The organism is Conexibacter woesei DSM 14684 (assembly GCF_000025265.1).
Lineage (GTDB): Bacteria > Actinomycetota > Thermoleophilia > Solirubrobacterales > Solirubrobacteraceae > Conexibacter > Conexibacter woesei.
Window position 1 is genome coordinate 5707070 of the sequence record NC_013739.1, and the last position, 24804, is coordinate 5731873.

At 66.5% G+C, this 24804-nt stretch carries 16 protein-coding genes, 1 tRNA gene and 1 pseudogene; 6 read left to right on the forward strand and 12 right to left on the reverse strand.

From position 1 onward, the window contains the following. Positions 1-85 precede the first annotated feature (85 nt). The 6 genes from CWOE_RS26795 to CWOE_RS26820 all read right to left on the reverse strand — a co-directional run bounded on the left by CWOE_RS26795 (position 86) and on the right by CWOE_RS26820 (position 9823). Positions 86-1315, reverse strand: coding sequence for a sugar ABC transporter permease (locus CWOE_RS26795; RefSeq protein ID WP_012936795.1), 1230 nt, complete (start codon positions 1313-1315; stop codon positions 86-88). After that, on the reverse strand, positions 1312-2148 hold the full coding sequence (locus CWOE_RS26800) for an ATP-binding cassette domain-containing protein (protein ID WP_012936796.1): 837 nt from the start codon (positions 2146-2148) through the stop codon (positions 1312-1314). Before CWOE_RS26800 ends, CWOE_RS26795 begins: the two co-directional genes overlap by 4 nt. A gap of 24 nt (positions 2149-2172) precedes the next feature. Next, positions 2173-3315 carry an ABC transporter substrate-binding protein gene (locus CWOE_RS26805; protein WP_012936797.1) on the reverse strand — a complete coding sequence of 381 codons (1143 nt, stop codon included), beginning with the start codon at positions 3313-3315 and terminating at the stop codon, positions 2173-2175. A gap of 24 nt (positions 3316-3339) precedes the next feature. After that, positions 3340-4518 carry an ROK family transcriptional regulator gene (locus CWOE_RS26810; protein WP_201447070.1) on the reverse strand — a complete coding sequence of 393 codons (1179 nt, stop codon included), beginning with the start codon at positions 4516-4518 and terminating at the stop codon, positions 3340-3342. Positions 4519-4757: 239 nt separating this feature from the next. Beyond that, positions 4758-7400, reverse strand: coding sequence for a hypothetical protein (locus CWOE_RS26815; protein ID WP_041731042.1), 2643 nt, complete (start codon positions 7398-7400; stop codon positions 4758-4760). A gap of 215 nt (positions 7401-7615) precedes the next feature. Next, positions 7616-9823: a hypothetical protein gene (locus tag CWOE_RS26820; RefSeq protein ID WP_148261183.1), complete on the reverse strand. Its 2208-nt coding sequence runs from the start codon at positions 9821-9823 to the stop codon at positions 7616-7618. A gap of 450 nt (positions 9824-10273) precedes the next feature. Between CWOE_RS26820 and CWOE_RS26825 the strand changes: the two genes are divergently transcribed. The 3 genes and pseudogenes from CWOE_RS26825 to CWOE_RS26835 all read left to right on the forward strand — a co-directional run. Further along, positions 10274-10831: a hypothetical protein gene (locus CWOE_RS26825; RefSeq protein WP_012936801.1), complete on the forward strand. Its 558-nt coding sequence runs from the start codon at positions 10274-10276 to the stop codon at positions 10829-10831. 399 nt (positions 10832-11230) lie between these two features. After that, positions 11231-11545: a hypothetical protein gene (locus CWOE_RS33705; protein WP_160165571.1), complete on the forward strand. Its 315-nt coding sequence runs from the start codon at positions 11231-11233 to the stop codon at positions 11543-11545. A 534-nt stretch (positions 11546-12079) separates the two neighbouring features. Further along, positions 12080-12481, forward strand: a pseudogene (locus CWOE_RS26835) (HalD/BesD family halogenase); the annotation flags it as partial. Positions 12482-12567: 86 nt separating this feature from the next. Here CWOE_RS26835 and CWOE_RS26840 read toward each other — a convergent pair. The 4 genes from CWOE_RS26840 to CWOE_RS26855 form a co-directional block, all read right to left on the reverse strand. Beyond that, positions 12568-13581 carry a glycosyltransferase family protein gene (locus tag CWOE_RS26840; RefSeq protein WP_012936803.1) on the reverse strand — a complete coding sequence of 338 codons (1014 nt, stop codon included), beginning with the start codon at positions 13579-13581 and terminating at the stop codon, positions 12568-12570. Positions 13582-13761: 180 nt separating this feature from the next. Beyond that, positions 13762-16467: a hypothetical protein gene (locus CWOE_RS26845; RefSeq protein ID WP_012936804.1), complete on the reverse strand. Its 2706-nt coding sequence runs from the start codon at positions 16465-16467 to the stop codon at positions 13762-13764. Between the two features lie 25 nt (positions 16468-16492). Then, positions 16493-18685, reverse strand: a complete 2193-nt coding sequence (locus CWOE_RS26850; RefSeq protein WP_148261184.1) for a hypothetical protein — start codon at positions 18683-18685, stop codon at positions 16493-16495. A gap of 974 nt (positions 18686-19659) precedes the next feature. Then, positions 19660-20382 carry a hypothetical protein gene (locus tag CWOE_RS26855; protein ID WP_012936806.1) on the reverse strand — a complete coding sequence of 241 codons (723 nt, stop codon included), beginning with the start codon at positions 20380-20382 and terminating at the stop codon, positions 19660-19662. A gap of 797 nt (positions 20383-21179) precedes the next feature. Here CWOE_RS26855 and CWOE_RS26860 point away from each other — a divergent pair. Together CWOE_RS26860 and CWOE_RS34385 are read left to right on the forward strand one after the other, a co-directional pair. Beyond that, complete coding sequence (locus CWOE_RS26860; protein WP_012936807.1) at positions 21180-21719, forward strand: hypothetical protein; 540 nt, start codon at positions 21180-21182, stop codon at positions 21717-21719. Positions 21720-22303: 584 nt separating this feature from the next. Further along, positions 22304-22438 carry a hypothetical protein gene (locus CWOE_RS34385; protein WP_268869603.1) on the forward strand — a complete coding sequence of 45 codons (135 nt, stop codon included), beginning with the start codon at positions 22304-22306 and terminating at the stop codon, positions 22436-22438. Between the two features lie 137 nt (positions 22439-22575). Here CWOE_RS34385 and CWOE_RS26865 read toward each other — a convergent pair. Further along, positions 22576-22665, reverse strand: a tRNA-Ser gene (locus CWOE_RS26865). 56 nt (positions 22666-22721) lie between these two features. Further along, positions 22722-23186: a tRNA adenosine(34) deaminase TadA gene (gene tadA, locus CWOE_RS26870; protein WP_012936808.1), complete on the reverse strand. Its 465-nt coding sequence runs from the start codon at positions 23184-23186 to the stop codon at positions 22722-22724. A gap of 129 nt (positions 23187-23315) precedes the next feature. Between tadA and CWOE_RS31565 the strand changes: the two genes are divergently transcribed. Beyond that, positions 23316-24788, forward strand: a complete 1473-nt coding sequence (locus CWOE_RS31565; protein ID WP_012936809.1) for a S8 family serine peptidase — start codon at positions 23316-23318, stop codon at positions 24786-24788. The last annotated feature ends 16 nt before the right edge of the window (positions 24789-24804 follow it).

A 24804-nucleotide genomic window follows, 5' to 3' on the forward strand; every position in this document is an offset into this window, starting at 1 on the left:
CGCAGCATCGCAGAACCGCGGACGGATGACCACCTGTTCGGAGTGCATCCGCCCGCGGATTGCGAAATCGTCTTGGCACCCGCGGCTACACGCGTCCCATCTGTCTGCGCCGCTGCCGCGCGAGCGCGTCGACGACGACCGCCGCGAGCAGCACGGCGCCGGTGACCATGTTCTTCGTCGAGGACGGGAACGCGAGCAGGTCCATGCCGTTGGAGATCGAGCCGATCACGAGCGCGCCGAGCAGCGCCGACCAGACGGTGCCGCGGCCACCGAACAGCGACGTGCCGGCGATCACCGGGCCGGCGATCGCGAGCAGCAGCAGGTCGCTGCCGCCGGAGCCCTGGTTGACCGCGAGCAGGCGCGAGGCGAGCAGGATGCCGCCGCACGCCGCCATCACGCTGGAGATCATGAAGACGGCGACGCGGATCCGTCTGACGCGGATGCCGGCCCGGCGCGCCGCCTCCTCGTTGCCGCCGACGGCGAGCACGTGCCGGCCGAACGTCGTGCGGCGCACGATGTAGTCGAAGATCACGACCGTGCCGATCAGGATCAGGATCGCGAGCGGGACGCCGCGGTCGTCGGTCAGCACGGCGATCACGCCGAAGACGATCACTGCGACGCCGATCACCCGCAGCGCGACGAGCAGCGGCGTCGCAGCGGGCACGCCGGCCTTGACGCGCCGGCGTCGCGCGTTGATGCAGGCGAGCGCGAACAGGACCACGACGATCGCGCCGAGGGCCCATGCGGTCGCCCCTCTGTAGAAGGTGCCGGCGAGGCCGATGATCTTCGGGTCGGTCAGGTTGACCGTGCCGGTGTCGCCGAGCACCCACAGCAGGACGCCCTGCCAGCCGATCAGACCGGCGAGCGTGACGACGAACGACGGGATCCCGAGCGCGGTGACGATCGTGCCCTGGAACAGCCCGATCGCGGCGCCGACGACGAGCGCAGCGGCGATCGCGAGGTAGGGGTCCCAGCCGTGCTGGACGTTGAGGACGGCCATGACGGCCGCGCAGAGGCCGGAGACGATGCCGACGGAGAGGTCGATCTCGCCGAGCAGGAGCACCATCACGACGCCGACCGAGATCATGCCGATGCCGGCGATCTGGAGCGCGAGATTGACGAGGTTGGTGGACGTCAGGAAGCGGTCGTTCGCGACCGTGAAGACGGTCCAGATCACGACGAGCGCGAGGATCACCTGCAGCGAGCCGAGCTCGCCCTGGGCGAAGCGCTGGACGACGCCGAAGCGGCTGCCGTTGGGCTGCTCGCCGCCGCCTCCGGCGGCGGGCTCGGTCGCGGGTGTGGCTGCAACGCTCATCGCGCCGCCTCCTCTCCGCCGCTCGCCTGGGCCTCGGCGGCGGCCGCCTGGGTTCTGACGGTGCCTCTGCCGCCGGTGATCGCGCCGACGACCTCCTCCGGCGTCGTGTCGCCGACGGCGAACGTGCCGGCCTTCGTGCCGAGCCGCAGCACGAAGATGCGATCGACGACCTCGAAGATGTCGGAGAGGTTGTGCGAGATGACGACGACGCCGAGGCCCTGCTCGCGCAGGCGCTTGACGAGCGCGAGCACCTGGGCGGTCTGCGCGACGCCGAGCGCCGCGGTCGGCTCGTCGAGCAGGACGACCTTCGCGTCGCCGACGAGCGAGCGGGCGATCGCGATCGACTGGCGCTGACCGCCGGACATCATGCCGACCTCGGCGCGCAGCGACGGGATGTTGATCGAGAACGTTCTGAGCAGCTCGGCGGCCCGCTTCTCCATCTCGGGCTCGTCGAGCTCGTGGACGAACCTCGCCGGGCCGCGTGAGATCTCCTCGCGGCCGATGAAGAGGTTGGCGACGACGTCGAGGTTGTCGCACAACGCGAGGTCCTGGTAGACGGTGGCGACGCCGAGGGCCGCCGGATCGTTGGGACCGCCGATCCGGCGCTCTTCGCCCTCGAACACGTACGCCCCGTCGTCGGGCAGGTGGATGCCCGACATGACCTTCACGAGCGTCGACTTCCCGGCACCGTTGTCGCCGACGAGCCCGACGACCTCGCCGGCATGGACGTCGAAGTCCACGCCGGTGAGCGCCTGCACGGCACCGAAGCTCTTGCTGACGCCTCGGAGCTCGAGCAGCGGCGTCGATGTAGCCGTCGCGGTCATGTCAGACATCCGTTCATCCGTGCTCTCTCCTCTCTACTGCAGTCCGATTCTTCTGCACGCGGCCGCGTACGCGGGGGTGCAGATCTGATCGACCGTCCAGAATCCGTCTCTGACGACGGTGTCTCTGATGTTGTCCTGCGTGACCGTGACCGGTCTGAGAATCACGGACGGCACGTCCTTCGTGCCGTTGTTGACCTGCTGGTTGACGAGGTCGCTCGAGGTGTTGCCGTTGAGCAGGTCGTACGCGAGCTGCGCGGCGTCCTCCGCCTCGGGCTTGATCGCCTTGTAGATCGTCATGTACTGGTCGCCGGCGACGATCCGCTGGATTGCGGCAAGCTCCGCGTCCTGGCCCGTGGTGGGCCGGCTCGCGGGGTCGAGTCCGTTCGATCTCATCGCCGCGATCGCACCGCCGGCGGTGCCGTCGTTGGCGGCGTAGACGCCGACGAAGCCGTCTCTGCCGAGCGAGGTGATCGCCTGCTCCATCTCGGTCTGCGCTCTGTCAGGCGACCAGTCGGGCGTGTCGTACTCCTTGCCGACTCTGAAGTCGCTTCTGTCGATGACGCTGTGCGCGCCTCTCTTGAAGAGCGCGGCGTTCGGGTCGGTCGGCGCACCGTTGATCATCACGAGGTCGCCGCTCGTTCTGCCGTCTCTTCTGAGCTTGTCGATCAGCGCCGTCGCCTGCAGCTCACCGACCTTGGCGTTGTCGAACGAGATGTAGTAATCGATGTCGGCGTTCTCGATCGCGCGGTCGTAGGCGACCACGCCGATGTCGGACTGCTTGGCGCGCGTGGCGATCGCGGCCGCGGCTCTGCCGTCGACCGGGTCGAGCACGAGCACTCTCGCGCCGTTGGTGATCGCCGCCTCAGCCTGAGACTGCTGCTTGGAAGCGTCCTGCTCCGCATTGGAGTAGATCACTTCGCAGTCGGGGCAGATCTCTCTCATCTTTCTCTCGAACAGCGGCCGGTCCTGGGACTCGTAGCGCGCCGTCTTGTTCTCGGGGAGCAGGAGCGCGACCTTGCCGCTCGAGCCGCCACCGGTGGTGGTGCCGGTGGTCGCTGCCCCGCCGCTGGCGGTGGTGCTGTTGTCGTCGTCGTCGCTCCCGCATGCTGCGAGTGCGCCCACGCTCAGGATCGCTGCCGCGATGAGCGCGAGGATGCGTACGTACCTCCGATTCATGCGTACTTCCTCCTGCCGTTGGATTTACCCGGCTTGGTGCGTTACCTCCCCCGGTGCGTTGAACGTGAAGCCGTCCACGTCGCGCAGTACGAGTGCCGCGGCGCCAAGCACCTCGGCACGTCGCCCCAGCACGCCTGGGACGATCTCTACATGCCCTCCCGCCGCCGGAACGGCATGGCGGGAGACCTCGTCGCGCAGGGGATCGAGCAGGACGTCGCCCGCTGCGCTGAGGTCGCCTCCGACGATGACCTTCGCCGGATTGAGGACATTGCAAACTTGTGCGACGACGACGCCGATCGCGCGGGCGGCGTCGCCGATCACCCGGCGTGACGCGCGGTCACCCTCGCGGGCATGCGCTATGACCTCCTCGATCGTGAGATCGGCGCCGCGCGCGGGGCGCAGCAGCTCGCGGATCTGCCGCGTCGATGCAATCGTCTCGAGGCAGCCGCGGTTGCCGCAGCGACAGACGGCGCCGCGCTCGTCGACCATCGAGTGGCCGATCTCGCCCGCGATGCCGCCGGCGCCGGTGTAGAGCTGGCCGCCGAGCACGAGGCCGCTGCCGATGCCGCTCGCGACCTTGACGTAGACGAAGTCCTGGGTGTCGCGTCCAGCACCCCACGTCAGCTCGGCGAGCGCGCCGAGGTTGGCGTCGTTCTCGACCCTGACAGCGAGCCCGAGGCGGGCGCTCATGTCCTCTCGCGGGCGCAGGCCGATCCAGCCGGGCAGGATCGCCGAGGAGCCGACCTCGCCGGTGGAGATGTCGATCGGCCCGGGGACGCCCATGCCGGCGCCGATCACGTCGGTTTGTTCGACTCCCGCATCCGCCAGCGCCTGATGAACGAGCGCGACCGCGACCTCGAACCCCTCCGGAGCGCTCTGCTCGGTCTCCATCGGGCGCTCGACGTCGGCGAGCACGGTGTGCGCGAGGTCGGAGACGATCACACGCACGTGCCGCTTGCCGAAGTCGATCCCGAGCGCCACGCCCGCGGCGCGTTCGAGGCTGAGCAGCACGGGCGGCCGCCCGCCCTGAGGCCCGGCGCCGTCGACCTCCCGCTCAGCTACCAGGCCCTGCGCCTGCAGGTCGGCGACGAGCGTCGAGACGGTCGAGCGGGAGAGCCCGGTCCGCCGCGCCAGCTCGGCGCGGCTGATCAGCCCGGCCCGCCGAAGCTCGTCGACGAGCAGGCGGCGATTGCGATCCCGCAACGACGCCAACGACCCGCTGGGGGCAGCTCTCCTCACAGTCGGTACTCAACCGCATCCCGCCGAGGTTTGTCAAGACTCCGCAGCAACCTAACCAGATTCCAACGATTTACTGACAACAGATTGGACAAATTGCGAGCGAGCGACCGGCCCGGAACGACGACGGGACGGCACCATGCGGTGCCGCCCCGTCGTGCGAATCGCGGTCCGGCCCCCCGGAAGCGGGCGGCCGTGTCGAGTTCTCAGCGCGCGCGGTTGCTCGCCTCGCTTCTTCTGCCTCTTCTGCCGGCCGCTCTTCTGCCAGACGAAGTGCCACGGCACCCGGCGATGTTGATCCGCTGTCTGGCCGAGGCGCGCTTGCCGCTCTGAGCGACGAACGCCAGCTCGGCGATCGACTCGCGTCTCGCTCTCGCGGTGCAGAGGTTGTCCACCGCCGCAATCGGTGCGTTTCTACCGGTGCGGAAGTTCAGCCGGAACATCGTGATCGGCGCATCGGGGACTGTGTCGAACGTCGTACGGATGCGCAGGTCTCGCGGGATCGTGACCTTTCCGGTCACGTCGATCGAGAGCGCTTTCGCGTCGCCCTGACCCTTCAGAGCGACCATGACGTCCGGGAGTCTCCGCGCAGGGTGTCTGACGAGGTACACGCTGCCCTTGAGCGGATCGCGGAGCACTGGCGTCACCGCCACGGCGCTGCCCACGTTGATCGGACATCTCTCCGCCTTGAACTGCTCGAACGTGCACGCCTTTCTCACGTTCAGCACTTCGAGTCGAGCCGCGAGCGTCTTCGGCAGGATCACCTGCACTGCTCTGTTGTTCGCATTGCCCACCGGCATGTTCAGCGTCGCCGAGACCGGGGTCGAGTCCCCACCGCGCGTGTGCGTTCTGTCGCCGACCGTCAACCGCATTCTCGGTCTGAACGGCAGCAGCGCACAGTCGGTCGCCCGGAACCTGTTCGCGACGTTCGCGATCTTTCCGAGCGTCGAGCTCAGCTGCGCCGCGACGTTCATCACCGCACAGCTCGTCGGATTGATCATGAAGTTCGGCTGGTCGATGCTGACGTCGACCAACCGGATCTGCAGCGGGATGCCCTCGAGGATCCGCGGCAACGGGTCGGAGACGATTCTCAGCTCCGTCGTGATCGGATCAACGTGGATCGCCGCCCGCACCACGACCGTGCCGAGGTCGAACGGCCCTGCGACCGCCGGCACGACGATCGACAGACCGAACGGCGCTCCCTTGTACGGGCCCCCGATGTACACGCGACCGGGCAACGCGAATGGGTTCGTCCCGGCACCAGCCGCAGTGGTCACACTTCCGACGCGTGAGCCCTCGCCGCACGTCCCGGCGGCGGCTTGAGCCTCGGAGCAGAGCGTCCGCCCCGCCAGTCTGGCGAGCAGACCCTTGGGCATGTTGACCGTCAGCCCGTTGAACTCCTCGTCCCCGTCGGTGCGGGAGAAGCCGAGCTTGAACGACAGGCCGGTGCTCTTCCCTGCCTTCGAATCAGTCGACCCTGCCGTGAGCTTAGGTGCGAAGACAAGGCTTCTCGGGCCTTGCGTGATGTTGAACGTGCTGTTCGACGTCACCGTCTTTCCGGACCAGGACGTGAGTTCTGTGACGGTGGTGTAGGTGCCCTGCACGGGCGGGTTGGACAGCGACGCGCGCGGTCCGCCCTTGAACTCGAGGTGCAAGTTCGAGAACGGGAGCTGCGGGTTGTTGTCGAAGATCGCCGACAACTGGCCCGTGTTCGGGTCTGGGTTCACCGACCCGGGTATCTTGACCGTCACTCCCTGCCCTCTCGCGACGAGGAAGATCCGCAGCAGCTGGCCCGGAAGCGGTCTGCCGAGGTAGATCGACCCGTCGAGCGGTCTCGAAAGCAGCGGCGTGTCGATTCTGAGTGTGCCGACCTTCGATCCGTCCGAGCATCGCGCGTCGCCGGCGGACCGCAACCGGAACTCCTCGTCGGCGCAGCCCTCCAGCCCGCCCGCCGCGGACGGTGACACACGCACGCCTTCGGGCAACTTCACGACGGCCTTCTTCATCGGCGCCGTCGCCAATCCGTCCGGGTTGTCGTCCTGCGGGATGTTTACATCGAACACGTAACCCGATGGGGCCCCCGCTACCTGGGAGACCGGTCTGGCGTCGAGCGACGCCTCGAACGGTACGACGTCGCAGTTCTCCACCTCCATCGCGTTGCCTCTGACATCGTGGTCAAAGCTCCCACGTGCGACGATCGAGCGATCGGCCCATGGGCTCGCTCGCAGGCTCGTCGTCAACGGACCGGCGTCGCAATTCGACGGGTTCGTCAGGAACGCGCGCCGCGGCACGTCCGTGGGGCACTGTATCCCGATGGGCCCTATGTTCGTCGTGAGGCATATCCCGCGGTACTCGTCGTGCGCTCTGTCCGCAGGCACTCCCCAGAAGGTGAGTCTCGTCTCGACGATGCCGACCAGCTGCGAGATGTTCGGGACGTTGATCGTCAGTCCATAGGTCCCGTCATCGCGTACCTGGGCGTTCAGCACCACGATGAGCCCCGTCAGGTTCATCGCGAACTGCGCGGGAACCCCCTCGGGCGGCTCCATGCTGTAGACCTTCGAATAGATGTTGAACAACGGCAGATAGTCCGTCAGCCCGAACTGAGCCCAACCCACCTGCGTCGCCGGCGAGCAATCGAGCTGATCGCTCGTGTAGAGCTCCTGCTGGGGGCACTTCGGCGTTGCGTTCGGGTTGCCGATGAACCCCGCCGGGAGATCAACAGTGATGTCACGTACGTCCGCGTCAGGAACCGGCTGTCCGTTGACGTCGTGCGAGTTGAACTTGATCGTCGTCGACGCGCTGAACGGATGCGCGCCGGCCTGGGTCGCCGGCGTTCCGTCGCGGTTCAAGACTTCGCCGCTGAACTCCTGGACACCGAAGTCCGCGAGAGCGGACGGAGCGCAAACCGCAGCGGCAAGGGAAACGATCGCGATCGCAAGACACGCCGACATCGCACTGCGAGGCCGTCCGCGGCGACCGTCCCCCCCGGGACGGCGTCGCGCCTGCTGCGGACCCGATGTGAGTCTCGGCGCGCTCACGTCGCGCTGCACTGACCGCGGCATGTTCATCGTCTTCCCTCCACCGTGACGGTCATCGCGCCCACAGCGTTGTCACCTCTGCTGGAGAGCATGGCGTCGAACCTCACTCTGTGCCTCCCGCGTCTTCCGAGGGCCTGGCGCGCGCTTCTCGCGAGTCTCAACGTCACTCTCACAACGGCCGCTCTCTTGGTGCGAACGGTCTTCCGCGCAACCGTCGCCGTCAATGCGCGAACTCGAGTGGAGGCCGTCACGAGAAGCTGCCCGGCACCCGACACCCGGACTCTGAGGACGACGCGTCCCGATCTCGCCAGCTGCGAGCGCGCACCTCTGCCGAGGGCAACGATTCTGACCGAGGGCTTGGGAGCCGCCGGCTGCTCGATGAGGTTGCCGTCGCTGCCGTCCGCGTCCCCTGACGGGAGCGGCTCGAGCTGCGGCGTCACGTTCGGAAGCCCCTGGCACTCGTCGCCGATGCACGGCGTCGGACCCGGCGGAGGCGGGGTCTCGTTCTGCGCTCCCACGCGTGCGTTGTAGAGATCGAGATTGCTATCGCGATCGCGCGGGCTCAATCTGTCGCGCGTCACGAAGAAGACGTCTTCGCCGTCTTCGCTCGCGTCTCCGAAGTACGAGTTGGCAGCGCTGGTTCCAGATGAGATCAGCTGGAGCTCAGCGGTGCCGGGGCGATACTCGTAGACGTCGACCTTCCCGTTCACGTCCTCGCTGACGAGCGGGTTGGCAGTCATGAAGTACGCCTGTGACCCGTCGTTCAAGAGTGTTCTCGGCTCGTAACCAACCGTGCCCCCTGCTATGCCGGAAGCCGCGGAACTGATCGAACTGTCGGTGACGTTCGCCGTGCCGCTCGGCATGCACGAGAGACACCGCGGACCAGCGTCGCCGCTCCGATAGAGGTACACCTGCCCGACGAACAGTCCTCCGTTGTCGTAGCCGTTGAGCGATTCGAGCGAGACAAAGAGGATCGCGCTTCCGTCGGAAGAAACCCGGACCAAGCGTCCGGTTCCGTATTCCCCACCCCACAACGTCGAATCGGCGCCAGAGAGTTCCGAGACGTACGTGAGTCTCCCCGCATGCCACTGGTACAGCTTGGGAGCAGCAGGGAGATCTCTGGCGTCAAGCGTGAGCCGCCCAAACGCTGCAAAGTAGATGGTGTCACCGTCATCACTCAACCCAAGGACGCCTTGGACGATCGCATTCGTCCCGTCCGCCGGCTCGCTGTCGACCGAGACCAGGGTCAACCCGCCATCCATCGTGTCAAACCGGTAGAGGTCCGCCGCGCCGTTCGCGTCCGCGTCGAGCAACTGCTCGGTCGTCGTGAAGTAGACCGTTCGCCCGTCCTGCGAGGCTCCCGCAAACGTCGCCGGTCTCGTTCCCCCAGGGTCGGGGACGGCCCGCTGAGATCTCGTCACGTGCACGGTTCTGGTGCCGTCGATGCGAGCGTAGATCTGGCCGTTGCCGGACTCAGGGGTAGGAACCGCGGTGAAGAATACGACCGAGCCATCGTCGGAGATCGTGCGCGACGTCTCCGCCTGCGAGGGGTCGAGAGACCCTCCGGTGGGCCCTCTGGAGGCTCCCACCCCCGCGATCGTCTCGTCGGTCGACACTCTTCCATCAGGGAGAATTCCCGCGAGGCGCACAGTCCCATCGACTGATTCGTAGAGCTTTCGCAGACCGTCGTCCGTTGCATCGGGAGTGAGCGCGCGATTGGACTCGAACAGCACGTGGCTGAAGTCACTCGACGCCGCGGCGTAGATCGGCGCATACCCGGAGTCTGGCACCGGTGGCGCCAAGCTCGTCACGAGCCGGAATGCCCCTGTCGCATCCTCGCGCACGTAGAGGTTCTGCGTATCGGGCGTCGGCGTCGGCACCGGAGGAGGATTCGTCACAAGCGTCAGCCCGAGCCCGAGATCGGTGGTGAAGTCGTAGTAGATCGTCGAGTTGCCGCTCGACCCCGGCCCGGTCTGCTGTCTGGGAGTGATCGCCTTCGTCTCCCAGCCGCCCGATCCCCGACGAGCGAGGTACTGTGCGACGGCACCGGTGCCCTGCGCGTCGCCGAAAGCGCCCGTCGACACGAAGCCGACCCGATCTCCGGACGGGGTCGCGCGTATGCGCGAACTCGTCTCCGCGATGTCGCTGAAGCTCTTGTCGACCGGCGAGACGAGCTCATAGCCTCGCTCGCCGGCTGCCGCCTGCGCGACCGACAACGGGGCAAGCACGCCCACGATCCCGACACCCGCTCCTGCCGCAATCCCGCCAAGACGACACAGGCGTCGCCGCCGGCTGCGCGTTTGCATCCGCCGCTCCTCTCCTCCGTGCTGCACGAACCTCCAACAGACTGTAAACGCGCGTGACTCTAGATGCAAGTGCGTAGTGCTCCGTGTTCCTGCCGACCGCTAGAGTCATCTTACATGTGCATTGCTTGACCTGCTTTTGCAATTTCGGCTAGACTCGTCGGGTCTCCTCGGGTCGAGCAGCATGCCTTGCAGCAGAAGGACGCCGCTGCCGGTCCGAGCGTGCCATGAGAAAGGGGGTGATAGGACGCCGACCGTCGCGGTCGGCCAATACGCGCACGTCTCAGGGGCTCACGCCTTCCACTAGAGCGACCAGGTCGCTCCGTATTCACACAGGTACATCTGCGTCGACATAACGACGCACGACAACGAAAGCAGACCATGCTCAAGCGCATCAGATTCCTGCTGATCGGCTTGGTGGCCCTCGCCGCACTCGCGTCGATGGCCTCCACGGCGACCGCCGGCAGAGTCAGAATCAGTAATAGTGGGCCGTTCACGGCGACGTCGATAGGCACACTCGACCTGAACTCGCCGATAGCGACGCTTAACTGCACCGTCACCCTCACCGGCACGACGAACCCCGGCCCGATAGCGATCGGCGGGACAGCCGGCCAGGTTACTGGCGTCGCCATAGCTCCAAATCCGTGCAGAGGCTTCAGAGTCGTCGTCCTAAGAACGCCGTGGCCGATCATCCTCAGAGACCTATCGCTACTCCCGACCGGCGCGCTATTCGAGATACCGAACGTCCAGTTCTCGGTCAGCGTTTGCCTATATCAGGGTCCGATCGGATTCCTAATCGCCAACGGGTCCGGCATCATCCAGATACTAAGAAACACCTTGCCCGGATTGCCGACCTCTCCGTGCGGCAACGGCAGCCTCTCCGGCAGAGGGTTCCAGTTCAACCCGACGTCTCAGGTCATATCCAGCGACCTAGTGTAGTCAGCCGTCTTATAAAGCACAGACGGTACGTCTGGGGGACGCCCAGCGCCTGCCCCCACTAAATGAGAGGGGTGCGCCTCATCGAGGCGCACCCCTTCCTATTGGCACACGGTGCCATGCGGCGTTAGCGACCGCGGCGGTTATAGGTCCGAGACTATCTCCTGTGTGTTCGGTCTGAATTGGAATCCGGTGCCGGACAAGCTGCCGGTCCCGCATGGGACTCTCGGTGCCCCAGTCAGCGCATTTCTTAGTATGCCGATGAGGCCGGACCCGTTCGCGAGTAGGAATCCGATCGCACCTGCGTATAGGCAGGGACCAACGGTGAATTGCACATTTGGTATCCGGAATAGGGCGCCGATCGGGAGTAGCGATAGGTCTTCGAGCAGGATCGGCCATGGCGTGGCTAGCGTTCTCACCGCGAAGCCTCTACATGGGTTGGGCGATATGGTCACTGTGTTCACCGTTCCAGCGGTGCCTCCGGTGGATATCGGACCGGCGTTGGTGGAGCCGACGAGAGTGACAGTGCAGTTCAGCGTCGCTATCGGCGAATTCAGGTCGAGCGTCCCTATCGACGTCGCCGTGAACGGACCGTTCGCGTTGATTCTGACATTGCCCGCGCTTGCCGTTGCTGCCATGCTCAGCAGCGCGACGATCACAGTCATGCCCGAGATCAGCAAGGTCCTCGTGTGCCTGAACATAGTTCCCTTTCAGTAGTTCACTTACGACGAGACAGCGGAGCCGCCCCGTCTCCGCAAGTGTTCTGCAAGCGGCCAGCACAGCCTGCGCAGCGCCATGCGCCGCTCGGTGTCGCTGACAAGGCGACACGCTCCCATTGGCAAACCCCCTTGCGTGGTTTCGCGCTGCCTGGCCGAGACTCCACCTGTTGGCGGGCCGCGCGCCAAGCGCAACGATTCTATCGAAAAACAGGAAAGAAGTACATCGGCCACGGGACCGCCACCGGCGAGGCCGCGGCACCTCCCCGTCCTTACCGACTTCAGGGCGCGCGAGCAGAGTCCCGTCCCTCACCTGAGCCGGGTCGGGTCGGGTCGGGCGTGACCTCGGCTGCTTGGAGCCGGGATGCTGGAGTCAGGCGGCGTTGCTGTTTGGCTGTTTGGCATGTACGACCTGCGGCTCGCCCGTGACCGCAGCGACGAAGCGCGCCAGCTTCGGCGTACGAGTATCTGAAAGACGTCAGGTCGTGCCCGCAACTGCGCGCAGAGGGCCCGCACGGCAGCGACCTCCGCGGCACCGCACGAGCCCGAGGAGGTGCTGATCTCGCGCATGACGCAGGCCGGCGACTCCCACGGCTGGCACTGGGATGACTACACGTACTCGATGGTCTGGGTCGTCGACGCGCCCGCGGATCCGGCGGACGGCGGCGGGCTCGAGTTCGTGCCGAACACGACGTGGGACAAGGACCAGCCGAGAATCGACTGGCATCTCTCGAACAACGAGATCCTCAGCGGACCAGTGGCGCCTGGCATGGCCTACCTGCTGAGGGCCGACACCGCGCTGCATCGCGTCGCCCCGCTGCGGAGAGAAGGGCTCGTGCGCACGGTGCTCGTCTACACGTACGGCTCGCTCGACGACCTCACCCGCGAGGTGACGCATGAAACCATGGAGGACGTGTATCCGGAGGAGTACACCTAGAGGGCTTGATTCTCCCGCGGTCGCCGCCCGTATCGCCCGCGCTGACGGGCGGCGACCCGCGGGCGCCGGCCGTCAGGCGCCGACCGTCAGCGCCGGCCCGCGAGGGAGACCGCCGTTCTGAGGCCGTCCTCCCATACGCTCACGTTCTCCGAGATCGTTGAGCTCTTGCCCCACTTCCCGGCCCGCTTTGCGAGCTTGCGACGAGCGCGAGCGTCGTCGACGAGGCGCGTGAGCTCCTCGGCCCAGCGGTCGTCCGGCACGAGGCGCCCGCCTTGCTTCTCGCCGAGGTCGCGGTACGGACCGACAGGTGAGGCGAGCCACGGCACGCCGCCGGCGGCGTACTCCTTCACCTTGATGTCGGACCGCGCCCGGTTCATCGCGATGTCCGCGAGTGGAGCGATCCCGATGTCGTAGGTGGCGTTGTGCGCCGCGAGCTCGCTGAGCTGGACGCCACGGATGTGGCGATATCGGTCGCCGCGAAGATCCAGCTGCAGCCCCGTTCCGACCACGCGGACGCGCTCGTCGACGTCGAGCAGGCGCTGCAGGACAGGCCGCAATCCGAGCTTCTCGAGGTCGAGGCCGTGCTCCAGACCGGCCGTCCAGCCGATCGTGACTGTGTCACCTGCCGACCTGCGCGCCGCAGCGTTCGGAAAGTGATCCGGGAGGTAGTTCTCGATCACGCGGACTGGGGCGAGGTCGTAGGCTCGATACCGCTCCGCGAGCACCTCGCTCGGCGTCGTCACGAGATCGGCGAGCCCCATCATGCGCTTCATGCCGGCGACTATGGCCGCACCACGCACGCCACCGGACTTCTTGTACATGACGCTCTCTCTCGGAACCGCCGAGATGTCGTCGTCGTTGTCCCACCACACCGCGACGCCCTGGCTCCTGAGGTGGCGGACGAGCTTCTGCCCGTCCGGGTCCCAAAAGCGATGGACGTAGACCACGTCGCACGACTCGAGCATCCGGACGTTGAACGCTCTGGTGGTCTTCCCGTCCCAACGGACGTCGTGACCGCGCGCGGCCAGCGTCTCCATGGGGATCACCGCCCGATAGAGCGAGTTGACGATTCCTTCGTCGCGCAGCACACCGATCCGCATCACAGCTCCCCCAAGAACGACGGATGCCTCCCGGCGCCGATTTCGCCGGACACCAAGATCCAACCGGGCCGGACCGCCGTCGTCAACCCGCTACTGCGCACGGCGAGCGGAGCAACCGCAAACGAAACGGGCGGCGTCATGCGACGCCGCCCGTTCCTCCTGCTCCTGACCCTCGCGCGATCAGCGCTTGGCGGCTCTTCTCGCCTTCGCGCAGCCGACGATGCTGAGCTTCTGCTCGTACGCCCGCAGTCTGCCGCCCTGCGACCGGAACGCGAGTCTCGCTCTGCCGGCCCGCCCTCTCGGTGTGCAGAGGTTCGTCACGATGCCGATCGGCGCGCGTCTCCCGGCGACGAATCTCATCGTGAACTTCGTGATCGGCACGTCCGGCACGGTGTCGAACGTGGTGCGGAGGGTCAGATCCCGCGGAATCGTCACCTTGCCGGTCAGGTCTATGTCGACCTGGCCCTTGAGCGCCACCATCAGGTCCGGGATTCTCCGTGCCGGGTTTCTGACGAAGTACGCGTTGCCCCGCAGCGGATCTCGCAGCAGGGGCGTTACCGCGACCGCGGTTCCGACGCTCTTGCACGCCGACGCTCCGGCCTTGAACTCCTCGAGCTTGCACGCGTCGTTGATGACTCTCAAACGCGAGTTCAGCGTCTTGGGAAGCGTCACCTGGACGGACTTGTTGTTCGCTTGGCCCGGGGTCATGCTGAGCGTCACCGCGAACGGCGTCGTCATGCCGTCACTGGTCCGCCCTCTCGCACCCACCTGCAGCTTCATCTTCGGCCGGTACGGAAGCTGGCCGCAGTTCGTCACCTGGAACCGCGATCTGGCGGCCGCCGAGGCACCGTCTGCCGAGCCGATCTGCGCATCGATTCTGCCCGGTGCGCAGTTGGTCGGATTGATCATGAAGCCCGGCCGGTCGATGTTGACCCGCACGTCCCGGATCTGCAGCGGGATCCCCTGGAGGATCGTCGGCAGCGGCTCCGACGCAATTCTCAATGCGGCGGTCTCCTTGTCCACGAAGATCGCTGCCCGCACCACGACGGTGCCGAGATCGAACGGTCCGGCGATCGCCGGAACGACGATCGAGAGCCCGAACGGGGCCCCCTTGTACGGACCCGTGATGTACACGCGACCGGGGAGGTAGAACGGGTTCGTGCCCGCACCGGCGCCGGTCGTCGTCGAGCCGATCCGCGAGGCCTCGGCGCACGTGCCGGCCGCAGCGAGACCCGCCGAGCACAGGTCGCGCGATGCGATAGCGCCCGTGATGCCCTGCTGGAGGCTGACGACGATGTCCTTCAACCGCTGATCGTCGTCCCCGCGACCGAACGACAGCGCGAACGGTGAGCTCGTGCCCGCCTGCGGGCTGATCGTGCCGGCGGCGAAATCAGGCGTGAAGCCGAGCGCCTTCGCACCTTCGGTGATCGCGAAGGTGCTGTTCGAGGTGACCGTCTTGCCGCTCCACGACGTCAACTCGGTCGTCGTCGTGTAGGTGCCCTGCACCGGCGGGTTCGACAGTGCGGCGCGCGGCCCGCCCTTGAACTCGAGATGCAGGTTCGTGAACGGCAGCTGCGGGTTGTTGTCGAAGGTCGCGGTCAACTGACCCGTGACCGGATCCGGCGTCACGTCGCCCGCGAGCTTGACCGTCACTCCGGCGCCTCTTGCGACGAGGAACAGGCGCAGCAGCTGGTTCGGCAACGGTCTGCCGAGGATGATGTCGCCCGTCAGCGGCACGTCGAGCAGCGGCGTGGTGATCCGCAGCGTGCCGATCTTCGACGCCTCCGGGCACTGGGCGTCAGCGAGACTCGTGCGGCCGAACTGGACGTCGTCGCAGCCCTCCAGGCCGTCGGCCGAGGACGGGTTCACCGACATGCCGAGCGGCAGTCTGGTGACGACCTTTCTCAGTGTCGAGATGTCCAGGCCGTTCGGGTTGTCGTTGCGGGGCAGATCGACGTCGAACTCGTACGCCGACGGCGCTCCCGCCACCCGCGACAGCGGCTTGGCGGACAGCGATCCGTCGAACGGCACGCGGTCGCATCCTTCGACCTTCATCGGGATGTCGTTCACGTCGTGGTCGAAGCTCGCCGTCGCGATCTGCGACGGGTTGTTCCAGGGACTCGCACGGATGACCGTCGAGAGCGTGCTATCCGTGCAGTGCATCGGGTTCGTGAGGAACGCCTTCGTCGGCGCATCTGTCGGACAGAGGCCGCCGGTGGGACCGGTCGCACCCACGCATTGACCGCGCTCGCTGTCATGCGACGGATCGCCCGGAACGCCCCAGAACGTCATGGATGTGCCGAGTATGCTGACCTTCTGGGAGACGTTCGGGACCACCACGGTGAGCCCGTAGTCACCGTTGCTGCGAACCTTCGCGTTGAGATGGATGACCACGCCAGCGGCCTGCATCGCGAACTGCGCGGGCACGCCTTCCGGCGGCACCATGTTGTAGACCTTCGCGTAGAAGAGCCCCCACGAAGCGAGTCTGTGCACCGCGAGCCCGACCTGCGTCGCAGCGGGGCACGCAAGCTCGAGCGACGTCTGAAGGTCCCGTTCGTCGCACTTCGGTGCGGCGTTCGGATTTCCGATGAATCCCGGAGGGAGGTCGACCTCGATGTCCTTCACGTCGGCGTCGGCGATCTCCACCCCGTCCGTCGGACCTGCGTGAGTGTTGAACTCGATGTTCACCGTGGCCCGGTACGGGTGCGATCCCGCTTGCGTCGCCGGCGAGCCGTCCTGCTGCGCGACCTCGCCACCGAACTCTCTGACCCCGAAGTCCGCCTGCGCGGAGCTCGCGAACATCAGCGCCACGAGAGCGGCGCAGACGACTGCCATCGTGAACAGCAGCCGTCGGCCTCCTCTCATGCGGATAGTCGACAGCGTCATTCCTTGCATCTCCTGATCCATGTCCTCACCCACGCTTCCGGGTGATGGTCAACGAGGTTCTCCGTGACTTGGCGCCGTCTGAGGACACCGTGATCGTTGCCTTCAGGCGGCCGCTCCGAGCAAGTGCTCTCCTAGCGGCGGCCGACATCCGCAGCGTGAGACTGACGGTCTTGGCAGAGCGCGATGTGACCGTTCTCCACGTGCTGCCGACCGTCCGGCCTCTGCCGTTGATTCTCGCGCTCATCAGCGCCGTGACGGTCCCGCCGCCTGTGAGCTTGACCTTCAACGTCAGCTTTCCGGTTCTCGCGAGCGTGCGGAGGGCGCTTCTGGAGACCTTCGCCACCGTCAGACGCTTGGAGGCCTCGGGTTCCTCGTCCGGCGCTTCGACCGGGTAGTCCTGTCTCGTGCCGAGATCGTTCGCCGCCGGAGGCGTTCTCGGAGTGCCCTGGCACGCGTCGCCGGAGCACGGAACCACCTGCGGATCGTCCGGCTCCGCCAGCCCGCCGCCGGCGCGAGCGTCGTAGAGGTCGGCGTTGTTGTCGCCGTCCCGCTTGCTGATCTGCTCACGGGTGTTGAAGAAGACGTCTCGCCCGTCAGCGCTCGCATCGACGAAGTATGAGCTGTCGTTGCTCTTGCCCGTCGAGATCAGGTAGTTCTCGCCGGTCGCCGTGTCGTACCCGTACGCGTCGATTCTGCCGTTGGTGTCCTCGGCGACCAAGGGATCGCTCGTGGAGAAGAAGACGCGGCTCCCGTTGTCGAGCAGCGCGCGAGAGTTGTACTCGATGGTGCCGGCAGCGACGCCGGGCGACTGCTGCATGACCATCGCCGGTCCCAGAGCGGGCGTCGTTCTCGTGCCGCACGACGCGCATCTGAGTTGACCGGTGCCCGCGTCGTAGACGTAGATCTGCTCCATGCCGCGGTTGTCGATCCCGGCCTGCGGCAGCTCGGTCGCGAACATGAGGTGTCCGCCGTCTGCCGTCACCCGCGCAGAGACGCCAGTGCTGTAGTTGGGATCGAACAGCTCGTCGTCCTGTGCCCGAACGAGCCCGACGTACGCGAGCGTTCCACTGTCCCACTCATAGACGGCGACCTGGTTCGACGGGAACGCCGGTGTGCTGGTGGTGAGTCGTCTGGCTGCGACGAAATAGACGATCGAGCCGTCGTCGCTTTGACCGATCGTCCCGCGGACGCGTGCGGTGAGCAGGTCCGCCGGCTCCTGGTCGACGGAGATCAACTTCAATCTTCCGGAGTCGACGTCAAACTGATACAGGTCCGGCGATGCTGTCGAGTTCGTGCAGGACGAGCCCGATCTTCTCGCTGTCGAGTCGTCTGTCAGCTTCTCGCAGCTCGTGAAGAGGATCTTCTTGCCGTTCGGCGTTGCATCGCGGAAGGCTGCCGGGTGAATCCCGGTCGGGTCAGGGCTGGGGGCGCCGGTGCAGGAGCCGGGCGATGTGGCGCAGTCGGTGCGCTGCGATCTGTTGACCCATGTGGTGGTTCTGCCGTTCTCACGCACGTAGACGTGCGCCACGCCACCGCCGTCGATGCCGGTGAAGCTGATCAGGGACCCGTCGTCGGAGACGGTGCGCTTCGTGAAGTTGTCGAGCGTCGCGATCCCGTCGCCGGCGCCGAAACCGGATTGCGAGCCGCCGACCGGCGCCGATCCGTCGGGCAGCACGCCGGCGAGCCGGATCTGACCGTTGACCGACTCGTACACCTGTCTGACGCCGCCGGGCAGCGCGTCGGGCGTCAGCTGAGCCGTCGATTCGAACACGACGTGCGAGAAGTCCGACGAGGCCCCTGCATAGAACGGCTCGGTCTTGAATCCCATACCGTCGTTCGGCGGGACGGTGGTCACCACGTTGAAGATGTTCTGGACGTTGTCGCGCACGTAGAGGTTGCGGACGTCAGCAGGAGCCAGCGGATTCGGACGGGGCTCACCGCTGACGAACGCGCCGTGCGACAGATCGTCGGAGAAGTCACGGAACGCGCTGTTCCGAGTGATGCTCCACTCGTCGGTCTGCTGAGCCGGCGTCAGCGGCCGCACGCTCCAGCCGTCGCTCCCACGCGATGCGAGATACTGGACGACGGCAGCAGTTCCAGGTGCGTCGGCGAACGCACCGACGGAGATGAACGTGACCTTGTCGCCGTCGAGCGCGCTACGCGTGCGGGACGCGGTGAAGGCGATGTCGTTCGACCCCTTGGCGGCAGGCGACACCATCTCGTAGCCACGGTTCTCGAGGTTCGCTCCCGGCGGTCGGAGGATGTCGCCCGCGCTCGCGACACCGGTGAGAGAGGCGAACGTCAACGCGGTCGCGCCGAGAAACGCGAGGCGACCGCGCGCTCGGCGGATCGTCCATGGACTGGCCCGCACGTCGCGCGAGCGCTTCGACGCCGCGTGCTTCGGTCCGTCATGTGCAACCTCGGCGAAATGGTGCGAGGGCGACTCAGTTTGCATTTCTCGCTTCCTCTACTCGGATTGGTGCGCTACGTAGCGGTGCTGCTCGATGCTGCGCTTTCGGCTCGCTACGTCGAACCGTGACGAGGTCGGGAGCACTTCGCGCTTCGATCGCCGGCATCCACGTCCGACGAGCGAACACGCTCCCATTGCGACGCGACTTCATGTGGATCCCGCTCCACGTGAATCCGCGACACCGACTCCAATCAGGATGGGCGGTCTCCATGCCGAGTTCCGCAAACCGAACCGTGACAACGGTTGGATGCGCGAACGAACGCACGTCGGCGACCCCCACGAGACGTTCCCAAGATTTGCTCTCCTCCAAGTGCGACCCTACTCATTCTGACTATAAACACGCCTGGTTCTCGACGCAAGCCCGTACCGCACCTCGGCACGAAGAACTCAACGACGCCGACCCGCGCGGATGATGTTCGAGCGCGCGGTCGAGCGGGATGTCCACGATCGAGGCGACCCGATGTCGAAGTCCGCTTCTGCACACGCAAGTGCGTCCAGCGGCACCTCTCTGGCGCGGCGTGCGAGACGCTGCGCATCGGTGTGTAGGCCGGCGGATGTGCGCGACGTCGCAACTCCCGAGCAGCTCGACGGCCTCGTTCCGACCCGGCCACACCTTAACAGCGTCGGCGCGCCCCGAGACGAGGGACGCGCCGACGATCAGGCGTTCAGAATCGAACTACTGGCTTACTGCTGTCAGCGGGGCCCTGGACCCCCGTGCTGTGTCAGCTCCCCGGGACGAACCCGAAGTTGTTGTCGATCGTGATCGTGTTGTTGCCAGAGGACGACGGCAGTCTCAGCTTCGCGTTGACGAGCGCGTCGATCAGGCCCAGGGTCAGGCCGCAGTTCGACGCACCCGGAATCGAGAACGTGCTGTCGACGTGCGTGTTCCCATACAGGAGGAGGCCGCCACCAGCCGGGAAGTCGGGGGTGCCGAATCTCGCTATGTGCAGGTTCACAGTGACCGGATTTCTGTCCGATCCGATCTGGCACCAGGGGCCGATCAGGGGGTTCCGGAGCTCAAGCTTCATCGGCATTCTCAACGAGAAGTCGTCGAGGCCGATCTTGATCGCCGACGGCGGGCCGGCGAGCTTCGCAGTCGCTCTCACGGCGTTGCCCGGCAGCGGGAAGTCGATGCCGAGAAGGCCACCCGGGACCTGTATGGACTTCGAGAAGAACCCGTTAGTCCCAGCAGGGGGCGTGAAGACGACCTGGCTGCCGTCCGGGCTGACGAGACCGCCCCGGATGTTCAGGGAGTCTCCGAGTGGGACTCTGAATCCCTTGATGTCCATGCTTCCGCCGGTCGACTGGACGTCGACGCAGTACAACGAGCCTCTCGGACAATCCGAGAAGTTCGGGAATGCGGCCGTGGCGGTCGCGGACATGCCGAGACAGCCGGCGACGAGCGCTCCGACGCCCGCGCCCAGCAGCTTCTTGTGCAACCTCATGCAGCACCTGCCTTTCTCTGCGGCCGCCCGTTGCGGCCGCAGTAGATTGTTCGCACGCTGAAACCCGAGGCGTTCCGACATGGACGTGCATGCAATCACCCAGGGGCCGTCCATAGGCCCTGGAGGCACGAGACATCTTCTCCCCTCGGACTGCGCACCGCTCGGATCGCAGACCCTCCGAGCGAGTACGAGAGGACATTAGGAACTCTCGCGTATCCGTGTCAAGGGGCAACACACCGAATCCAATGTATGTCGATACGCGCCAGAATCGACCGAGTCGTCTCTCCACGGAGACGACGAACGCGTAAGGCCCTGCCTGCGCACCTAGCCGCTCGTCGCCGCGCGCGCTCAAAGTATTCACGCGATCTTCGGCTTCTTGTGCATTCAACGATCTCCCATTGGACTCTGTCGCCAGCCGGGGCGAACAGCTGCGCAACGCTCCCGCAGCGATGCCCTGACAGTGCGTCAGTACTTGACCCGCATCAGACCCGCTCGCTACAGTGCACTCGTGCTTCGCTTCTTGCGAAGCAGGTCAAGGGAAGCCGTGGTCGCCGGCCCTCTGTGTCGTCGATCCCAATGGGGGAATGCAGGTGATTCGCCGCGTTTGCGGCTTGCTATCGCCTGTCTCACCCCAAAGGGGGGTGATCGAAGAACGGACGCAACAATCGCCAGGCGGTGCTGACGCATGCGCCGCGTATCCGTATCAGTACGTCACCGACCTTCGAGTTCTCTCGCGGGTCGTCACACAACTATTCCAGGCATCTACTTCCTGACCTGGAACAATTAGGAGAACCCACATGTCCAAGTACGCGAAGCTTCTCTTCGCTGCTGTCCTTGCGGTGACTGCGATGGCGTTCGCCGCCAGCACGTCGTCTGCAGCGGTCAGCGCGTCCCCGGGCGGCAACATAACCGCCACCTCGGTCGGAACGCTCAACCTCAACTCGCCGATAGCGACGCTGAGATGCAACGTGACGCTCACCGGCAGCATCGGCGCGGGCCCGATAACGGTCGGCAACACCGCTGGTAGCCTCACCGGCGCGGGGATAGCGCCGAACCCGTGCGGCGGCTTCACGGTCAGAACCCTAAATCATCCGTGGACGGTCACGCTCAGCGATGACTCCCTAATGCCCGATGGCGCGCTATTCACGATCAGAAACGTTCAGTTCTCGGTCGGTACGTGCCTATACAGCGGCGACGTTGGCTTCCTATACGTCAATGATGGCAGCGGCCACGCGGACATACTAACGAACAGCCTCACGGGCAGCCCCGCGTTCTGCGGCAGAGGCAGCCTCTCGGGCAGCGGCTTCACGTTCAATCCGGTCCAGACCCTGTCCTAAGGGTGTGAGGCACGCTCTTCACTGAGCGGGCCAGCTCAGTGCATTGAAATACGAGCGCGGGTGCGGACATTGTTCGTACCCGCGCTCAGCTGTTTCACGGGTGATTCCCGTGTCTGTGACGCTCGAACTTCCCTCGCCGTGGGCGATGCGTCCTGCGCGCGACGACACATAGGAGAATCGCGATGTCCACGTGTGTACGGCTTCTCTTCGCCGCATTCTTGACGGTATGCGCCTTGGCGTTTGCCGTCAGTACGTCCTCTGCTGCGGTCAGCGTCTCCCCAAGCGGGAGAATAACGGCGAGATCAGTCGGAACTCTCAACTTCAACACGCCGATATTCACGCTGCCATGCAACATGACACTCACAGGGACCATAAATGCGGGGCCGATAGCGATCGGGAACACCGCCGGGAGCATCACTGCTGCCGCGATAGGTCCGAACCCCTGTGGCGGATTCACTTTCTCAACGCTAAACCATCCCTGGCCAATCGTGCTCACCGATGATTCGAACATGCCGGCCGAAGCGCTATTCTCGATTCCAGATTTTCAGCTCAGCATCAGCGGTCCGTGCCTATACGCTGGCCCGATGGAATTCGGGATCATCAACGACGGCAGCGGGCAGACATACTTTGTAGCCAATAGATTTGCCGGCAATGCGATATGCGGATCGGCCACGATCAGCGGCCAGCTTGCCATCAGCCCAGGCTTGTCCTTGTCCTGACGCTTTCGCGATCGGAGACGGGAAGGCGACAGCTCGACGAAGATCCGAGTGAGCGCGGGTTGGGACACAGTCCCACCCGCGCTCCTTCGCGTTGTGCCGTAGTCCGGCGCCACCGGCGCAGGCCTCGAGCCGGAGCACGGAGGGGGAGGGATTCGAACCCTCGTCAGAGGCTTAACCCCTGAAACGGTTTTCGAGACCGCCGCATTCAACCGCTCTGCCACCCCTCCAGGTGGTCGCGAAAGGGTAGCGACTCAGCGCCGAGCGTGGCGAGCCGTGCAAACCGTCAGCGGCGGCTGGCGAAGAACGCCCGCAGCTGGGCAGCGCACTCGTCCGCGAGCAGCCCACCGTCGACCTCAGGTCGATGGTTCAGCTGCGGCTGGTCGAGCACGTCGAGCACGCTGCCCGCCGCTCCCGCCTTCGGGTCCCAGGTGCCGAACACCACGCGCGGCACGCGCGCGAGGACGATCGCCCCCGCGCACATCGCGCACGGTTCGAGCGTGACGTAGAGGACCGTGTCGAGGACGCGCCAGCTGCCGAGGTGTCTGGCCGCCTCGCGCAGGGCGATCGCCTCGGCGTGAGCGGTCGGGTCCTGGCGCAGCTCGCGCTCGTTGTGGCCCGTCGCGACGACCTCGCCATCGTGCACCACGACCGCCCCTACGGGCACGTCGTCGTGCTCCAGCGCACGGTCGGCCTCGCGCATCGCGAGGCGCATGTAGTACTCGTCACGGGGGAAGAAGCGGGCGGTCATGGACGGCGGCGCGCCCGGCAGGGCGCAGGAAGATGGGGATACGGGGAAACTTTTGCTTCCCGATGATGTCTTAAGAAGCGTGCGGCAAGCTTTCTGCGACTGATCGGCACTCTCCCCCAAGGCCCCCGCTTGCGCGCACCCCTCCCCCTTCCCACAGCCCGCCGTCCCTTCGCCGTCGCAGCCGCCGTCGCGGCCGCGACCCTCGGCCTCGCCGCGGGCGGCGCGTCCGCAGCCTTCAACGGCGGCGCGCCGGCGTACGTCCCTGGCGAGGTCGTCGTCGGCTATAAGGCCGACACCGACCCGCGGGCGCAGGCGGCCGCGGCCCGCTCGGTCGGCGCGCGCTCCGGCACGTCGCCCGGCGCCCGCACGCGCGTGCTGCACGTGCCCGAGGGGAAGGTCCGCGCGACCGTCGCAAAGCTCCGCCGCACGCCCGGCGTCGCCTACGCGGCGCCGAACCCGATCGCGCGCGCCAGCGCGATCGGACCGGCGAGAGGCGCGCAGACGGCCCAAGACGCGCTCGTCCCGCTGCCCGACGACGTCGGGATCCGCGGCTACCCCGGCGGGCTCGCCGCGCTCCAGTGGAACTTCTTCGACGACCGCGTCGGCGTCGGCGCCCTCGAAGCCTGGACGAACGTGCGCGACGCCGGCGCCGACGGCGGGCGGGGCGTGCGCGTCGCGGTGCTCGACACCGGCGTCGCGTACGCCGACATCGGCCGCTACCGCAGATCGCCCGACTTCGCGACGACGAAGTTCGTCGCGCCCTACGACTTCGTCGACGATCGCAGAGAGGCCGTCGACCGCAACGGCCACGGCACCCACGTCGCCGGCACGATCGCCGAGTCGACGAACAACCGCATCGGCGTCAGCGGCCTCGCCTTCGGCGCCACGATCATGCCGGTCCGCGTGCTCGACCCGCAGGGGTACGGCGACGCCGCGACGATCGCCAAGGGCATCCGCTACGCCGCGCGCCACGGCGCCAAGGTCATCAACATGAGCCTCGAGTTCTCCACCAGCGTGCAGGCCTCCGAGATACCGGACATCCTCGCCGCGATCCGCTACGCCAACCGGCGCGGCGCGGTCGTCGTCGGCTCGACCGGCAACGAGGGCGAGGCGCGCGTCGCCTACCCCGCTCGCGCCGGCATCGTCGTCTCCGTCGGTGCGACCACCGACGCCGCCTGCCTGTCGGACTTCTCCAACGACGGCGTCGGGATGGACCTCGTCGCGCCCGGCGGCGGCAACAGCGCGAACCTGCCGCAGGACACCAACTGCCAGGCCGGGCACCGCGGCCGCGACATCTACCAGATGACGTACAAGCCGAGGTCGATCTCGAGCTTCGGCCTGCCCTCCGGCTACGACGGCACGTCGATGGCCGCACCGCACGTGTCGGCGACCGCCGCGCTCGTGATCGCGAGCAGAGTGCTCGGCGCCGATCCGACCCCGGCGCAGGTCGAGTGCCGGCTGAAGGGCACCGCAAAGCAGCTCGGGATCCCCGGCCCGAACCGCGTCTACGGGTGGGGCCTCGTCGACGCTGGCGCGGCGACGTCGCCGTCGGTGGCGACGCCGTCCTGCCTGGCGAACACGTCGCGCGTGAACCCGCGCTGAGCCGGACCTCCGCGCC

Coding starts and splice junctions, on each gene's coding strand:
- CWOE_RS26805 (WP_012936797.1), bottom strand. CDS start 3,315: ATGAATCGGAGGTACGTACGCATCCTCGCGCTCATCGCGGCAGCGATC.
- CWOE_RS26795 (WP_012936795.1), bottom strand. CDS start 1,315: ATGAGCGTTGCAGCCACACCCGCGACCGAGCCCGCCGCCGGAGGCGGC.
- CWOE_RS26825 (WP_012936801.1), top strand. CDS start 10,274: ATGCTCAAGCGCATCAGATTCCTGCTGATCGGCTTGGTGGCCCTCGCC.
- CWOE_RS26845 (WP_012936804.1), bottom strand. CDS start 16,467: ATGACGCTGTCGACTATCCGCATGAGAGGAGGCCGACGGCTGCTGTTC.
- CWOE_RS26860 (WP_012936807.1), top strand. CDS start 21,180: ATGTCCAAGTACGCGAAGCTTCTCTTCGCTGCTGTCCTTGCGGTGACT.
- CWOE_RS26800 (WP_012936796.1), bottom strand. CDS start 2,148: ATGTCTGACATGACCGCGACGGCTACATCGACGCCGCTGCTCGAGCTC.
- CWOE_RS26855 (WP_012936806.1), bottom strand. CDS start 20,382: ATGAGGTTGCACAAGAAGCTGCTGGGCGCGGGCGTCGGAGCGCTCGTC.
- CWOE_RS26840 (WP_012936803.1), bottom strand. CDS start 13,581: ATGCGGATCGGTGTGCTGCGCGACGAAGGAATCGTCAACTCGCTCTAT.
- tadA (WP_012936808.1), bottom strand. CDS start 23,186: ATGACCGCCCGCTTCTTCCCCCGTGACGAGTACTACATGCGCCTCGCG.
- CWOE_RS34385 (WP_268869603.1), top strand. CDS start 22,304: ATGGAATTCGGGATCATCAACGACGGCAGCGGGCAGACATACTTTGTA.
- CWOE_RS26850 (WP_148261184.1), bottom strand. CDS start 18,685: ATGGTGTCGCCTGCCGCCAAGGGGTCGAACGACATCGCCTTCACCGCG.